Below are 15,048 nucleotides of genomic sequence, written 5' to 3' on the forward strand. Positions count from 1 at the left end.
ACCTCGTTTTACTCTGTTTTTAGTTATATTCCCTAATAGTGTTGAAAATAACGCAATAAATTATTTTATCCTTCTGGTTTACTATTTCACATATAGCTAGTAATCTAAACTATAAGTTGAATACCTAGAGGGAGAGATGAGAGTGATCAAAGCCATCCTGTTTGATTTAGATGACACATTATTATGGGACTCGAAAAGCATCGAAGAAGCCTTCAAAGCAACATGCCACTATGCATACCAGAAAGCGGGGGCAAATCCACAAGCACTAGATTCAAGCGTCAGGGAAGTTGCCAGGGAACTGTATGCAACATATGATACATATGAGTTCACACAGAATATCGGAATCAATCCTTTTGAAGGCCTTTGGGGAGATTTCCTGGATGAACATGATGAGAACTTCCTGAAAATGAAAGAAACCGTCCCTTCATACCGCAAAGAATCATGGACCAGAGGCTTGAATTCTTTGGGCATAACGGATTCCATACTTGGTAAAGAATTAGCCGAGAAATTTCGTCAGGAAAGAAAACAAAGACCATATGTATATGAAGATACATTCCATGTATTAAATGAAATGAAGGAAAACTATCAACTGTTGCTATTAACGAATGGTTCTCCTCACTTACAAAATACGAAGCTGGATAAAACTCCTGAACTTCTCCCTTATTTTCAAGAAATCATCATTTCCGGGGATATCGGTAAAGGAAAACCCGATCCTGCGATGTTCCTTCATGCATTAGAGAGGCTGAAGCTTCATAAAGATGAAGTGATCATGGTTGGTGACAATTTAAATACAGATATCCTGGGGGCTTCAAGGATGGGGATCAAAACGATATGGATTAATCGGCGGGGGCAAACACCTCAAAAGGTTGTCCCGGATTATGAAGTGAAGGAATTGAGAGAAGTGCCCCGGATTGTCAAGAACATCATCAAATAACAGAGAGAGAGGCTTCGATTTGTCGGTGCCTTTATATTTATTTGGTTCATCAATCATAATAGTCCATTCCCATTCATACTATTCACCTAAGCCCCGCTCGCATAACAGGCAGAGGAGGGAACGATCTCATTCTAAGGGGAGGTATTGCTTATGGGAAATGGATTTCATCAGGTGAATGTCCATGCATCGCGATCAGATGTATGGACCTTTATTCGTGATATGAATGCATGGGCTCCTCTTGTGCCGGGATACAAGGAGCATACCATTTATTCCGATAATCAATCGACGTGGAAATTCACCGTTCATTATGGGATGGTGATAAAAAAGATCCATGTGAATGTGAGAATTACAGATTGGAAGGAACCATCTGAAGTGAAGTTCACGTTACAAGGTATTAATCATAGGTTTACAGGTGCAGGATTTTTCAAAGCGGATGAAGTAAACACAATGGTTACGAGAATGACAGGAAGGTTATCCATTGAATCCACAAGCAAGTTGGCAAAGGTCCTGCAACATGCGTTCGATAAAATGGTTGCTGAACTTACCAGGGAACTAACGATTGCGGTAGGAAAGGCCATTGAAGGAAGTGAAATTTGATGTATGCTTCCAAATAGAGGATTTGCTTGTGTGATATAATGACTTATTTGAGCAAGTGAATTGTTAGTTGGAGAAGAAATACATACACTATATAGTACATAGTAGAGGAATCTGTATCACGATAAAAAGGGGTCTAACCATGCAAAAGCTTCACATACTTCGAGAAGAAGCAATAGAGGAAACGAAACGCAAAATCGAGGAAGATATCACACTTTTCCTCGAGATACACGAGAAGTATCCTTCATTTCAAGATTATTTGAATGAAAGGAGTGCTTTTTTTCATCAAATATGGCTGAATGTTTGGCTTAATAAAGTAACCAATGATGTTTTGCGGAGTCATAAAAAAGCATTTCTGCGAGAGAAAGGCTACGATATTGAAGGTACGGATAAGAAATTGATCAACAAATTGTTCAGAAATGAAATCAGAGAGTATCAACCTTTCCATATCTTAAACTGGATAAAGGAAAATCCCATATCCGAAGAAGATTGGAAAGAACGCCATCGTGAAGTTCGAAAGGCATTTGTTAAGAATAAAGAAGAAAAAAAACAGGCCGTTCTTCAAAAAGAGTGTCAAAAAATGATTCTTTCTTTCATCAGCCAACAAGTGGATAAGTTAGAGACTAGCTGGTATGTGGAATTGCGATTCTTATTCGCTAATAAATGCATGAACGATATCCGAACCAAAACCAAATACCGATCGGTTGAACCGTATATGCTGGAAGAGAAATTAGAAGAAGAAGGACACTATACAAAGGACTCCTTTATCACCGTATCTGACTTTCTTACGGAATTCACCGGTTCGATTCACAAAAAAAGTGAACATTGGGATGGTCATGTGTGGGAATATGAAACGTATTTCTATCCATATGAACGCTTTGTCTTTTACCACACCGAGCAGGTGGTTTATCGGTCTCTATCAGAGCATATGCCCGAAGATTTGAAGAAAGGTTACGAGACAGTGTACGGTCAGGAACTTACAGAAGAAAGGCTGAGCAGACTCAGTCATCACTTTCTTCTGACCCTGAAATCGACCTTTTTCACCCTGATTCAAGAGGAGTATATTGAAGATTTACACAGACTTACAGAAATTCCTTTTCATGCAGGTGTTCACCTTTCCTTATATGAAAAGGATCTCAGGAAGCGGGAGAAAAGGAAAGCAGCTGAACTGGCTGAATTAAAACGGAAACAAGAGGAAGAGGAACGGGTATTGGAAGATATATTTGGTCGGGAATATAGTCCTTCCTATAGAGGTGACATCCACTATATCCTTCATATCGGTGAAACCAATACAGGGAAAACTCATCATGCAATCAACCGGATGAAAGCAGCCCGCAGCGGTATGTATTTGGCACCACTCCGTTTACTCGCTCTAGAAGTATTCGATACATTGAATGCAGACGGTGTCCCGTGTAATTTGAAAACCGGGGAAGAAGAGAAAGAAACGCCTAATTCACACCATATTTCATCCACAGTTGAAATGTTCCGTGAAAAAGATGAATATGAAGTGATCGTGATCGATGAGGCCCAAATGCTCGCCGATCAGGATAGAGGCTTCTCCTGGTACCGTGCCATTACAAAGGCGAGAGCCAAGGAGGTCCATATCATTGGGAGTGAAAATGTCCGGGATCTATTAATGGGCTTGGTCGGGGAAGGCAACGTCGAGATTCACCAATACAAAAGAGACATCCCACTTGAAGTTGAATCGAAAGAATTTCAATTGAAACATGCGAAAAAAGGGGACGCAATCGTTTGTTTTTCAAGGAAGAAAGTGTTGGACACCGCTTCAAGATTACAAAATAACGGACATAAAGTCAGTATGATATACGGAAGCATGCCTCCTGAAACGAGGAAGAGACAGATGATGCAGTTCATTAAAGGGAAAACGAATATGATTGTTGCGACCGATGCAATCGGGATGGGATTGAACCTGCCGATACGCAGAATCGTTTTCCTGGAAACCGATAAATTTGATGGAACGAGGAGGAGGAGGCTGACTTCACAGGAAGTTAAGCAGATTGCCGGCCGCGCAGGGAGAAAAGGAATTTACAATGAGGGAAAAGTGGCTTTCTCGAAGGATATAAAAGTGATGAAGCAGCTCCTTGAAAAGCCTGACCAATCTCTTGAAACGTTTGCCATCGCACCGACAAGCGGTGTGTTCGAACGTTTTCAGCGGCATTATCATGACATGGACTCGTTCTTCTTTTTGTGGGACAAGTTCAAAAGTCCATTCGGTACGGAAAAATCGACGCTTTTTGAAGAAAGGGAACTATATGAACTAATCCGGGGAACCGAGATCGAAGCAAAACTTTCATTAAATGACCTGTACGGCTTTCTCCATCTTCCCTTCTCCAAGAAAGAAACACAGTTAACAGAGCAATGGCTCCAGTGTATGAATGCGCTGGTAGAGGGTGAAGAACTGCCTGAGCCACAGCTGAAGAGTACGAATCTAGAGCAAAAAGAAGTTTCGTATAAAGCTGTCGGTCTTCATCTTTTGTTTTTATACCGATTGGGCAGGCAGACGGAGGCTTACTATTGGGAACGGATCAGGAGTGAAATTGCCGATGGTGTGCACGAAAGCCTGCGGACAGAAGTCACAAGTTTAACACAGTCGTGCAGGCAATGCGGAAAGAAACTTCCCCCGAACTTCGATTTTCCTATTTGTGATCGCTGTCATGCTGCGAGGGTTAAAAGGAGAACGAAGGGGAAACCTCGATATTAGTGAATCGTGAGCAAATCTTATGTAAGATTTAAAGGTTCTATGATACGATCTAATACGAATTGAAAACGATGATTGAGGTGGTAAGATTGAAAATTGAAGTATGGTCAGATTATGTATGTCCATTCTGCTATATAGGAAAACGTCATTTGGAGAAGGCACTGGAGAATTTCCCTCAGAGGGATACTGTTGAAATTGAATTTAAAAGTTTCGAACTCGATCCCGGCGCTCCGGTCAATACGGAATATAGTATTCAAGAACTCCTTTCAAAGAAGTACGGAACATCCCTTGAGGAAGCTAAAAACATGACCGATGGCATGAGCCGCCAAGCAGCCACTGTAGGACTTGATTTCCAGTTTGATTCAAGCATACCGACTAATACGTTTGATGCCCACCGCCTGACTAAATATGCGAAAACAAAAGGGAAAGAAGCAGAGATGACTGAAATCCTTTTGTATGCACACTTTACCATGTCTAAACATATTGGTGACAGGGAAACTCTCGTAGAATTAGCGCAACAAGCCGGACTGGGTGAAGAAGAAACGGTTTCCATCCTTGAAGGCAGTGATTTCTCGGAAGAGGTTCGCCGGGACGAGGAAGAAGCAAGGCAAATAGGTGTTCAAGGCGTGCCATTCTTTGTAATAAATCGTAAGTATGCCATTTCGGGGGCTCAACCAAGTGATGTATTGTTGAACTCATTACAAAAAGTGTGGAAAGAGGTAAATAAACCATCTACTCTTCAGCCTCTAGGAAGTGAAGGATTGGCATGTGACGAAAACGGATGTGAGATTCCTCCATCCAAGTCATGATCTTTACAGTACATTTATAGAAAACCAAAAAAACAAGCGGGAGAAGTGCACCCGCTTGTTTTTTTGGTTTCTCATCCAGCTCCAGCGACAAGCCGCTGGAGCATTTGTCAGTTACTATAAAAATTCTCTGTATAATACGGCTGGGATTTTTCATTAAAGGCGACCCCTATACCTAAATGTTCGTAGTGTGGCTGGAGGATATTTTCTCTATGACCTTTGGAATTCATCAGTCCTTCGTGGGCGAAAATCGAACTTAACTGACCGTATGCCAGGTTTTCCCCTGCAGTGCGAAAGGCTACTTGATCTTCTTCCATGCGATCAAATGGTGACTGACCATCAAGGTTTGTATGACTGAAATAATCCTGTTCCGCCATATCAAGGCTATGTTTCCGTGCAGTATCCCTCACTAGACTGTCCCATGAGAGAACGTTCAGTCCTTTCTCTACACGGGTGGCATTCGTAAGGTCGAACAGTTGGAATTCAAACCCTTCTTTCAATTCAGAACTTCCCTTGGTATAGAAGTTTTTCTTATTTGCTTCCAAGTTCCCGTCGATGATCTGGATGGCGGTGACTGTATCATTTTCATGCTTATCATAAAAGATGGTCACATAGCTTCCATCGACCTGGTATACATCCTGTTCACCGTTATTTTGCAACTGATATAATGTCAGCCCCTTACGGATGTTGGTCAATGGCTCACCAAGCTCATTCTGTACCACCTTTTTGGAAACGCCCATCTTTATCCCTGAATCAGAGGATAGAAGATCTTGATTGGTGAACAGTCCATTCACCTGTTGGTTTTGATCATACGAGACCATGAGGAAGTTCCGGTAGTTTTCGTGATAGGCATACCATGAAACCCCGTATTCATTGCTTGATTTTCTCTTAGCTTCACCGACTACTTCCTCGACACTTTCTTTGGGATCCCCGATTTCTATATTATAGATAGAAAACATTTGCTCACTTGGGACTGTTAAAGCAGGCTTCTCCACAGGGTCTTCTTTCTTCGCGTCAGATGTGTTCTCCAGGTCCCGGAATGACTCGTCCAGCTTTATCAGGAGCAGGTTCATCTCCTGGTAGATTTGATCAAAGGCATCCTGTACTTTAGGGTTGTTTTTCATTTCTTCGATTTTAGAGAGGACAGTGTCAAAACCTGCCGCTTCCACTTTCTCTTCCCAGGCGGGTTTTGATATATAGGCAACCACAAGAATCATGATAAGAATAAATAATCGTCTCAAATGCTAACACTCCATTCTACCTTCCATTGTAGCCAAAATAATATAGAAGTAAAAAGAGAAAGGCTGCTCTCTTTGCTCAGTACCCATTCTACACCATTTTCAATCCGGTCTGCCTGTTTTAGTTTGGAGGGCTTCGGGTAAGATAACTAAATAGGGCAGCTTCAACATTTACATAAAGGGGGAAAACGCAATGAAATTATCTCATGAGGAACGGATTCAATTGCATGAATTCAATAACTTAACGAAGTCGTTGAGTTTCAATATGTACGATATCTGTTATACAAAGACCCGTGAAGAACGGGAAGCCTATATTGAATACATTGATGAGCAATACAACGCCGATAGACTGACGAAGATCCTCACCCACGTTTCGGATATTATCGGGGCGCATGTACTGAACGTATCGAAACAGGACTATGTTCCCCAGGGTGCCAGTGTGACCATCCTGGTCTCGGAAGGTCCGATCGTCGAAGTGCCGACGGAGCATTTTGATGAATCACCAGGTCCTCTGCCTTCAACTGTGACGATGCATCTTGATAAGAGCCATATTACGGTCCATACCTACCCGGAGTACCATCCACATGAAGGGATCTCGACATTCAGGGCAGATATCGATGTTTCTACATGCGGGGAAATTTCCCCACTTAAGGCATTGAATTATTTAATTCATTCCTTCGACACGGATATCATGACGATGGATTATCGGGTGAGGGGATTTACCAGGGACATTAACGGAAGAAAGTTATTCATCGACCATGACATCAATTCCATTCAGAATTACATTCCGGAAGAAATTAAGGATGAGTATGACATGATCGATGTGAATGTCTATCCTCAAAACATCTTCCACACAAAATGCAAATTGAAAGAATTTGATTTGAACAATTACTTATTTGGTTACACAAAGGACAGACTGGAAGAAGATGAGGTCGATGAGATTACAGACAAACTAAAAATGGAAATGGATGAAATCTTTTACGGTAAGAATATGCCCCGACCGTAAAAATGATCATTGAAACCCCTTCGCGAACATTTGCGCGAAGGGGTTTTTAGTATGATTTCTAATTATTATGAAAATGGGATTTGAGAAGGGAAATCCCTTCCTCTTGAAGAATAGGTAAATATGCATGTAAATAGAGGAGGAAAAGGGAATGAATTCACATGAAATTGAATACAAATTGCACGGGGATGATATGCAGTTTGTCGAGATAGAATTAGATCCGGGAGAAAGTGCAGTAGCCGAAGCTGGTGGCATGATGATGATGGAAGATGGTATCGGTATGGAAACGATCTTTGGCGATGGCTCTCAAGGAAGCGGGACTGGAGGGTTCCTCGGGAAGCTCGTGGGGGCAGGAAAACGTATATTGACAGGGGAAAGCTTATTCATGACCGTCTTTACCAATGAGGGAATGGGAAAAAAGCATGTATCTTTCGCCGCTCCTTATCCGGGAAAAATCATTCCGGTTGATTTAAGTGAATTAGGCGGTAAAGTGATTTGTCAAAAGGATGCCTTTCTTTGTGCGGCAAAGGGAGTCTCTGTCGGAATCGATTTTCAAAAGAAATTGGGAACCGGCTTCTTTGGTGGAGAAGTTATACTACGTTATTAATGTGTCCAAAATATGTATATGAACCTAACCCTTTTGAAAATTTAAAGGCTTTTTTTATAACATAAAAATAAGTTATACTACCTTGAAAAGTGTCCTATATTATTATATAATAGGAATATAAGTTCGGGGGGGGTCTAAATGGATACTGTTATTGAGTCAAAAGGTTACTTTGGTAAAAATTTCAAAAGAATAAGAGGAGAAAATGAATACCATATTAATGTAGCTGCTATTGCAAAAGAATATAACGGTTTTAAGTATATGATGCTTTTTGGTTCTAGTGGAAAAGTATATTATGAAGCATACAAATATCTTAATGAAGAATTAGGAAATGAGGGGTATAGCAAGAGAGAACAAGCATTTCGCGCACTGAAATTACTTTTTTCTTATATAGAACTCTTTCACACTGACATAAAGCACTTAGATAGCGATGATAAAAACAGAATTATACATTTCTTAATTGGTGGTAAAGGTTTAGGAAAGTTTGTTACATATGAATTTAGTACCATCAGAAAAAATGATACTGTAAATAAATATTTGGGAGTGTATAGAAGCTTCTATAGATATTTAAAGATAGAAAATAATATCTTTGAAGAATCGAATGGAACAAAAAGAGTTATAACTAGTGCTTTTAATTCTAAAAGTACTTCTATAGAAAAACCAACATACAACATTAATTTAAGAGAAACTAAGAGAAGAATAGTTCCAAAATACATTAGTTATCCCGAGTATGAAAATATTATAAAGCTAATTGAAAATAAATATACTCTTCGGGAAAAAATTATTATCAAGTTAATGTATGAATATGGGTTGAGAATTGGGGAAGTATTAGGGTTAACCTTAGAAGACATACAGGGTGAAGATATAACAAAGCGGAAAGATATATACCGAATAATATTGAGAAACCGATTTACTGACCGTCCCTGGCAATTTTGTAAAGGTTGCATGAAGATTACTTCTCGTGAAAGTTATAATAACGAAGGATATTATGAGGAAGGAGATGGCTTCCAAGTTATCCTTATCACAAAGACAACATTTGAATTGATTCAAGAATATATTGATGAAGCAACTTCTCCTTTTTCCATGAGTGATAAAACCTTTGAAAACTATTCAAATAAGAATGTAGCAGACAAAGTTGGTGATTCAGATATTGATTTCAATGCATATGTTTTTCTCAGCAAAAATTATACCTGTATAACAGGTGGTGCTTGGAATAAGATACTTAAAACTATTCTTAAAGATGTTGGGATTAAACTTGACAAAGATAAAAAGAAAGACAGTTTGAACCATCGGTTTCGTCATGGTTTTGCAATGTATAAGGTTTTACACGAAGGGTATGACGAGCTTAAATTAGCTTACGTTTTGCGGCATTCCAATACACATACCGTAAGAAAGTATTTTAACCCTACTGAAGATGATTTAGCGAACTTTGCTATTAAGCAGGATGAACTTACTAAGAAAGGCTTGAATCTATGAAGAACGTGAACAACTTAGGTCAGACTACATTGACAACTAAAGCAGCAGACACTTTAAAACTAAATATTCAGAAATACCTAACTAACAAGGATTTTAAGTCCGTTTTTCTAAACTTTTTTGAGTACTGTTATGAACAACGCGACTTTCCGCCTGGAGAGATTAGTAATTTTCGTAAATATTTCAAAGATATATTATCTAATATTTTATTGAATTACTCTTTGGAAAGCAGTTCTTGGGATAAGTATTGTTTTAGTATTAAGAAAATCCGAAATCAGGGTTGGAATCCCACAAAACAACGAATAGCAAGAAAGATATTGTCGGATTTATATAACTATCTTATACAACATTGTCACATAGATACTTCTGGGTTCACTGAACTAAAACAAAATAAAGAATTTTTGATATGGGAAGAAAGAAGTGCCGGAAAAATGGCCGTGCATCTTTATGAAAAATTCGGAACCAATTTTCCTCCTGGAAGTTCTATTGATCAGTTGCACTTTTTTCCAGAAGGGCACATAAAAATTAGGAATAATGGAATTAGTTCTCCTACTATACTTAATTTAAAAATTTCAAATGTAGAGATAAAATCCTTACTTGTAGGGTTCTTCCTTAGTGAAAGACGACAAGAGCCAGCGTTAAGACATTTCCTATATTTATTCCATCAGAGTGTAAAGGAACAAGATATAGAAACTCTGTCCATTACCGACTTTACATTTGAAGTCTTCAAGGAACAGTATAAGTTTTATGAGGATGCTAATAGAGAAAACGTTGCTAATACAAAAAGTCGTAGTGAAAAATACAGATTTACTATCTATCTTACACGTTTTTATGTCTATCTTTGTAAATTTATAAAGGAGAAAAATATCAAACATAATATCTTTGAGGGAACAGGATACACTGAAAACAACATCACATTTTATGGAGGGAAAAGCAAAGGGTTAACTTTAAGAACTCGTAAACTCTCATATGAAGAAACAGAACGATTTAAGCAACAAATTGAAAATACACTAATTAACGAAAAATTTAAAAGGGTATTCTTAATTTTTTTTGAGCAAGTATATACACAACATTCATTTACCGAGAATGATTTAGGATCAGTTAATAAATACTTTAATGAAATAATAATTAGTATATTTAAAACCTATTCTATAGAACAAGTTTCTTGGAAACAATATTGTATAAGTATGAAAACTATCCGTGCTCAAAATTGGTGCGATAAAGGTAAGCGAGTAGCAAGAAAGCTTTTATCAGAATTATATCTATTCATCGTAGAGAATATCCATTTGGATTCTTATGATATTAACGAACTAAAAGAAAATAAAGAACTTCTGATTTGGGAAGAACGAAAATCAAGTCAATTAAATGCTGTCTTAAGCGAATATCTATTGGATAGAATAGGAACTAATTTTCCTCTAGAGAGTTCACCCCAACAACTCCACTTAAGTACTGACAAAAATTCGCCCATTATTCTAAATTTAAACACATCAAGTGAGAAAATAAAGAGTTTGCTTTTGAATTTTTTCCAAAATGAGATTAAAAGTAAACAACAAAATCCTATAAGATTATTCATCTATTTATTCAGATACAGTTTAATGGCAGTGGAGAAAGAACCCCAAACCATCTCAGATTTTACATTTGGAGTATATAAAAAACAGTATCGTTTTTTTCAGAAGATGAATTTTTTAAACTCTTCTGAACAAAGGGGATTTTCTGTTTGGTTGACTCGATTTTATGTTTTACTTTCTAAGATTATAAAAGAGCAAAACATTAATCACAATATTTTCAAAGGAACTTTATATTCAGAAGAAATTCTAGGTAGTAATACTTTTTCTCAATATTATGAGAAAGGTTATAGTGTAATAGCTTATAACTCTTTTGAGGATGTACCGACTGAAAATAGATGGTTACTAATTTCTCCCGATGGGTATGCAAATATTAGGAAAAATTACCATTATAGTATTGATTTTACTCAAGTAAGAGACAAGGCTCTGAGGGAGGATTTAAAACATTACGTTTGGAAGCAGTCTAGCATGTCATTCAGTACGGTTGCAACGGGTATTTACAGAGTAATAGAATTTCTAAATTTCATCTCTAGCTATAAAAATTTAAATCGAATTGATAGTTTTGTTGCTTCCGAAATGTTGGAACAATGGAGTTACTACATTGGCAGTAAGGAACCCAGTCATGTGAATGCTTTTGTTAAGAGCTGTAGAGCTTACTTAAAATTTTATAAAGATAAATATAATATTCCAATTTTGCTAATTGATATTCTAAAGCAAAAGCCAATTGATACTAATGGAGGAACGCCAATGACAAAGAATGATATCGAGTTATTTTCCAATAAATTTCAAGAACAAAGAAAAAATGGAACTATTGGAGAGTTAAACTATATCATTTTTAACTTGGCTGCAACAACCAAACTTCGATCCGGTGAAATTTTAGCATTAGAAAGAAACTGTGTCTTGGAAAAATCAGAGAGAACTGGCGTAATACAATATTATTCAAAAACTACAGGAAACCAAATGATTTGCACTACGTTAACTATTGAGAAGATAAATCTTATTGAAAAGGCAATTCACCTTACAACCGACGCTTTTAGTAAAGCAAGTGGTGAAACTTCTAAGTATATATTTATTAAAGAAGACGCATGGAGAAAGGATCGGATAATAGAAATTGTATATCAGTTTGCTGCTACCTTTTCAAAGATTCAAAACGAATTGGAAGGTCAACTGAATAACAAATATCGACCTAATAATCTTAGAACTACTTTCATAGATAATGTATACACCGAAGGTATTAAGGATGGTTTACCAAGCCAGGTAATTGCTGAGATGGCGGGAAATGGCGAAAAAACAGCAATAAAGTATTATCGAAAAACATCTTCAGCTCAAGAATATGCCGAAATGTTTGCTGGTGTTATCGTATCAGGAGTTGATGTTTATGGCAATATTTTAGAAGAAGAAGAAGTTGTACAACTCAATCCAGTAGAGGATGGACTTGGTGGATGTAATCAAAATGGGTGTGTCAATGAAGAAGGAGAATACCAATGTCTTATTTGTCCTCATTTTGCTACTACTACGGTTAGAATTCCGCTATTTAAAAAGCGAATACAAAATGTAAAAAATGATAAAGAAATTACATTAAATATAAATGAAAGAAATGCACTAAACGCTAAACTCAAATTGTATACGGCTTATTACACAAGGTTATTAAAGAAAGTGGGAGGTGAGCTTGATGATCCAAACATTTGAAACCGTAAAGGAACTAAAAACTTATGGAGCAGTACGGTCTGAACTTATCGATATTCCTCGAATGTTTGTAGATTTCCCTGTAACTTCAAATGTTAATTTCGCAGATGATTTGTGGGAATTCTATGAATTCAAAAGATTTTCAGGAGAAGATTGGGCATACAAATACGATTTTACCCAGGTGAATTCAACATATAAAAACTTCGCAAAATATATGATTCTAAGGATTCTGTTCATTAAACACAATCGCTTTACCACTGCAAAAGAGAAATTCAATGTCACAAAGAAATTCATCAATTATTTGTCTGAAAATCATATGTTCTATCCAAATCTTATTGATGCCCAATTTCTTAAAGGTTTCTTTTCAAACACTCTTTCTGAACGCAGTCTATCGGACAAAAAATATACTATTAAGATGTTTTTGGCGGAGTTAGAACTTAGAGTAAAAAATGTTGACTTTTCAGAATGTTATTCATACCTTAATGAAATTAATAGCAGAAAAATCAAAATTGAGAGAGAAAAAGGAAAGCATAAATTTATCCCAATCGATATTCACAACCAAATTATCTCTGCTGCAATCCTTGATATAAGGAATGAAAACTTAAACAATCCTCAACGTGCAGCAGCATGTATGATTGTGTTATGTGCTGAAACTGGCATGCGAATTGGTGAGTTTAGACTTTTAGAAGTAAATAGGGTGCTTCCCATAAGTGTTAGGGGAGAAACTGAATCTTTTTTCACACTTAATTTCAAAACTTTCAAAACAGTTAAAGAAACTGATTTCAAATGGACATGGAGTTTTATTACAGAAAACGCCCTTTTGGCTTATCAGACACTTACAAATATATTTAGAGACACGAGGAAGTCAAACTTCTTATTTGTTAATCAAAAGGGAACAGAAGTATCCAAGACGTTATTGCGCTTTCGCTTGGTTGAATTTTTTTATCGTCACAAGGATAAACTGCAGCTAGATAAAATTTTTGACCATGAAGTAAGTCAATTTGCTGTAACTACAAAGAGAAATCTCCAGTCTGCAAGCTTTATTCCTGATGAAGAAATGGATAGAAAGATATATTATGTCACTTTTCATCAATATAGAGTTGTACTCGCTTCCATACTATACAATAAGGGCTATAAGCTGGATTTTATCAGAAAACATATGAATCACTTAACAGAAGAAATGACGAAGCATTATATCCGTATAAAAGAATTGGAAAAATTAGAAGTGAATGCTGTTGAGACTCTTCAGAAGAGATCTTCTAAAGATGGATTTACACTTATCCAAGATGAAGAAGAGTCTTCTGACAGGTATATCCGCGAAGAAATTAAATCAAAAGAGTACCAAGAAATATACAGCCAAATAAATAAATTTTTACAAAAAAATAAACTTAATATTTTTACAGATATACAAGAAATAATTTCGTTACTATCAAGAACCAATAATCCAATTGCAGATATGGAATTGGGTATTTGTGCTAAATCATTCAACAAACTTTGCCAAAGAAACGAATATATATCAAGTATTAATGACGCATATTATCTTGGTGTACAAGTTCCTTCTTTAGATGACTTATCTTTTTCAATTAAACGATTCCAGGAAAAAGCAAGGATTATTGAATACAATGAAGACTTATACAAGAAAAACCCGAAGTACCGGAATGAATTTGAAAGAGAGTTAAAAGGTTTAAAGAAATATATAAAACGTAAGTTAAACCCAGAGTTATTATTATTAAAAGATGAAATAAAAAAAACAGGAAACCCTGGTATAGTTAAGAACTACCCCGGTTTGGGAGAATTTTTAGAAAATATAAGTGAGATTGAAAAGGAAGTGGCAGAGTGGATCGAGAAAAAGTTATAGCAGCAACCGAGAAACTTTTAAAGCAGTTGGAATTAGGTGATCTACACCATTATAAGGAAACGACTCAAGAGCAGTTCATTAGAATTGAAAAGTACTTTCTCGAAATAGAAGAACGGCTCAATAAAGCACTTGAAGAGATTCAGTCAATTAACTTCAATATTAGAGGAATTTGTAGTTCGATAAATATTTCTAAAAGTACTATTTACAACAACCCGAACACTTTGCGCTTATATATTGAGAAACGTATTAATATGATAGAAGCTCAAAATCCGTTTACAAACAAAAAGAATGAAAAGGCACAAGAACAATTGATAGAGCTTGATGAATTTCTTAATAAAGCAATTATTGACCAAATAGAGTTCAACAATTTAAAAGTACAAAATGAAAATTTAAACTTAGAGGTTAAAAGAATTTCTCAAAAAAATAAATTATTGAACTTGGAACGCGTGGAACATTTTAAAAAAATAAATGAAATGGAATTAGAGCTTAGGAAACTGAGAAATAAATTAGGAAATGTATTTCCTATTAATCTAGAAGATGGAAAGGCATAAAACTCTACTATAGGTTA

At 36.6% G+C, this 15,048-nt stretch carries 10 protein-coding genes and 1 pseudogene; 10 read left to right on the plus strand and 1 reads right to left on the minus strand.

Annotated elements, in window-relative coordinates:
* The first annotated feature begins 142 nt into the window (after positions 1–142).
* The 4 genes from ACSQ2E_RS11030 to ACSQ2E_RS11045 all read left to right on the plus strand — a co-directional run bounded on the left by ACSQ2E_RS11030 (position 143) and on the right by ACSQ2E_RS11045 (position 5,056).
* Positions 143–934, plus strand: a complete 792-nt coding sequence (locus ACSQ2E_RS11030) for an HAD family hydrolase (protein WP_435990573.1) — start codon at positions 143–145, stop codon at positions 932–934.
* A gap of 150 nt (positions 935–1,084) precedes the next feature.
* A complete protein-coding gene (locus ACSQ2E_RS11035) occupies positions 1,085–1,531 on the plus strand; it encodes a CoxG family protein (RefSeq protein WP_435990574.1) in 447 nt (148 codons plus the stop codon).
* 139 nt (positions 1,532–1,670) lie between these two features.
* Complete coding sequence (locus tag ACSQ2E_RS11040; RefSeq protein ID WP_435990575.1) at positions 1,671–4,250, plus strand: helicase-related protein; 2,580 nt, start codon at positions 1,671–1,673, stop codon at positions 4,248–4,250.
* A gap of 86 nt (positions 4,251–4,336) precedes the next feature.
* Positions 4,337–5,056 carry a DsbA family oxidoreductase gene (locus ACSQ2E_RS11045; RefSeq protein WP_435990576.1) on the plus strand — a complete coding sequence of 240 codons (720 nt, stop codon included), beginning with the start codon at positions 4,337–4,339 and terminating at the stop codon, positions 5,054–5,056.
* A 107-nt stretch (positions 5,057–5,163) separates the two neighbouring features.
* On the opposite strand, the gene ACSQ2E_RS11050 is transcribed toward ACSQ2E_RS11045, so the two are convergent.
* Positions 5,164–6,294: a CAP domain-containing protein gene (locus ACSQ2E_RS11050; protein ID WP_435990577.1), complete on the minus strand. Its 1,131-nt coding sequence runs from the start codon at positions 6,292–6,294 to the stop codon at positions 5,164–5,166.
* Between the two features lie 190 nt (positions 6,295–6,484).
* On the opposite strand from ACSQ2E_RS11050, the gene speD reads away from it, so the two are divergent.
* From speD to ACSQ2E_RS11080, 6 genes and pseudogenes are all read left to right on the plus strand, one after another.
* Complete coding sequence (gene speD, locus ACSQ2E_RS11055) at positions 6,485–7,297, plus strand: adenosylmethionine decarboxylase (RefSeq protein WP_435990578.1); 813 nt, start codon at positions 6,485–6,487, stop codon at positions 7,295–7,297.
* 148 nt (positions 7,298–7,445) lie between these two features.
* A pseudogene (locus ACSQ2E_RS11060) lies at positions 7,446–7,883 on the plus strand (AIM24 family protein); the annotation flags it as partial.
* 156 nt (positions 7,884–8,039) lie between these two features.
* The gene (locus tag ACSQ2E_RS11065; RefSeq protein ID WP_435990579.1) at positions 8,040–9,374 is read left to right on the plus strand and encodes a tyrosine-type recombinase/integrase; all 1,335 of its coding nucleotides are present in this window, start codon (positions 8,040–8,042) and stop codon (positions 9,372–9,374) included.
* A 29-nt stretch (positions 9,375–9,403) separates the two neighbouring features.
* Complete coding sequence (locus tag ACSQ2E_RS11070; RefSeq protein WP_435990580.1) at positions 9,404–12,625, plus strand: tyrosine-type recombinase/integrase; 3,222 nt, start codon at positions 9,404–9,406, stop codon at positions 12,623–12,625.
* A complete protein-coding gene (locus ACSQ2E_RS11075) occupies positions 12,609–14,480 on the plus strand; it encodes a tyrosine-type recombinase/integrase (RefSeq protein WP_435990581.1) in 1,872 nt (623 codons plus the stop codon). The genes ACSQ2E_RS11070 and ACSQ2E_RS11075 overlap by 17 nt, the downstream gene beginning before the upstream one ends.
* Positions 14,459–15,031 carry a hypothetical protein gene (locus tag ACSQ2E_RS11080; RefSeq protein ID WP_435990582.1) on the plus strand — a complete coding sequence of 191 codons (573 nt, stop codon included), beginning with the start codon at positions 14,459–14,461 and terminating at the stop codon, positions 15,029–15,031. Before ACSQ2E_RS11075 ends, ACSQ2E_RS11080 begins: the two co-directional genes overlap by 22 nt.
* Positions 15,032–15,048 lie beyond the last annotated feature (17 nt).

It is taken from the genome of Rossellomorea sp. LjRoot5, from assembly GCF_964253455.1.
In the GTDB taxonomy this organism is placed as follows: domain Bacteria; phylum Bacillota; class Bacilli; order Bacillales; family Bacillaceae_B; genus Rossellomorea.

Bases quoted from the DNA above. Each gene is read 5' to 3' on its own strand.
- ACSQ2E_RS11075 (WP_435990581.1), top strand. From the start codon at position 12,609: ATGATCCAAACATTTGAAACCGTAAAGGAACTAAAAACTTATGGAGCA.
- ACSQ2E_RS11035 (WP_435990574.1), top strand. From the start codon at position 1,085: ATGGGAAATGGATTTCATCAGGTGAATGTCCATGCATCGCGATCAGAT.
- speD (WP_435990578.1), top strand. From the start codon at position 6,485: ATGAAATTATCTCATGAGGAACGGATTCAATTGCATGAATTCAATAAC.
- ACSQ2E_RS11040 (WP_435990575.1), top strand. From the start codon at position 1,671: ATGCAAAAGCTTCACATACTTCGAGAAGAAGCAATAGAGGAAACGAAA.
- ACSQ2E_RS11065 (WP_435990579.1), top strand. From the start codon at position 8,040: ATGGATACTGTTATTGAGTCAAAAGGTTACTTTGGTAAAAATTTCAAA.